2 protein-coding genes are annotated in these 1191 nt (G+C 68.6%); both read left to right on the top strand.

Annotated features, from left to right (window positions below; translation table 11 throughout):
• The first annotated feature begins 183 nt into the window (after positions 1-183).
• Positions 184-567, top strand: a complete 384-nt coding sequence (locus ACWD3D_RS37295; protein WP_451465059.1) for a hypothetical protein — start codon at positions 184-186, stop codon at positions 565-567.
• A 42-nt stretch (positions 568-609) separates the two neighbouring features.
• Positions 610-1191: DUF4158 domain-containing protein (locus ACWD3D_RS37290; RefSeq protein ID WP_451465060.1), on the top strand; the 582-nt coding region annotated here is incomplete at its 3' end.

The following is a 1191-nucleotide window of genomic DNA, read 5'->3' as shown; positions in this document are numbered from 1 at the left end:
GACCGCCATCGCGACCAACTTCTACTGCTCGAACAGCCCTGGCGTACGTCCCTGAGGGCTGTCGTTACAACCGGATTAGGACGGCTCCGACGCCGCGATCACACCAGCCACACCAAGATCATCTCAGTTGCAGACGCTGTCCACCGTCCTCGATCCTGTGTGCTCGACAAGCAGGGAGGGCGCATGGGGCTGGTTCTGTTCCCGGGCGACGGAGACAACAGCAGTCCGGATGTCTCCTGGTCCTACAGCGGCTTTGCCGCGTTCCGGCGGCGTCTGGCCGATGCCGAGGGGTTCGCCCTCTCTGAGATGCAAGGCTTCGGCGGCGAGCGCCCGTGGAGTGAGGTGTCCACCGCACTGAAGCCACTCCTCGATCATCCGGATGCCGGCGGTGACGACCTCTCGGTTGACGAGTGCGCGTCGATCTTGGTCCGGCTGGAGACCATAACCGACCAGTGGGCACGCGAGGGCGGCGACCAACTCTTTCAGCAGCACAACCAGGACGCCCGCCAGCTGGCGGGCGTCCTGCGGCTCTGCATCGAGAAGGACGTCCCGCTGGCCTTCCTCTGAAGCCCCGACCGCGGAACCCACTTACGGGACAGCCCTTAGTTTCTGACGGATGAGCAGGCGTCCCGGTACGGGGCGTTCTACGGCGCCCCATCACGGGCGGAGTTGGAACGATTCTTCTTCCTGGACGACGCGGACCGGGAGAAGGTGCAGGCGAAGCGGCGGGCGCGCAACCGGCTGGGCTTCGCGGTGCAGCTGACGACGGTGCGCTTCCAGGGGCGGTTCATGCCGGACCCGCGGCAGGTGCCACACGATGTGGCGGAATACCTGGCCGAGCAGCTGGGGATCGAGGACGCCTCGGTGCTGGCGGAGTACGGAGAGCGGGACGGCACGGCCCGCTCTCACGCCGGGGAGATCCAGCAGGACGGGTGGCTGGCGGGACTTCGCCGAGGTCCGGGACGAGCTGGTGGTGTGGCTGGACGCGCGCGGGCCTGGACGACCGGGGAGGGACCGAAGGCGCTGTTCGACGCGGTGGTGGGGTGGCTGCGTGAGCGGCGGGTGCTGCTGCCGGGGGTGAGCCGGTTCGCCAGGCTGGTGGCGTCGGTGCGGGAGGCGGCGAACCAGCGGCTGTGGGAGACGCTGCGCGGCCTGCTCACGCCCGGTCAGCGGGCGGTGCTGGACGAGCTG

It is taken from the genome of Streptomyces sp. NPDC002690, from assembly GCF_053592415.1.
Note: the sequence above shows the minus strand (reverse complement) of the source record. Positions and strands in the feature narration are given on the sequence as shown.

Excerpts from the sequence above, each read along its gene's own strand:
- ACWD3D_RS37295 (WP_451465059.1), top strand. The coding sequence starts at position 184 with ATGGGGCTGGTTCTGTTCCCGGGCGACGGAGACAACAGCAGTCCGGAT.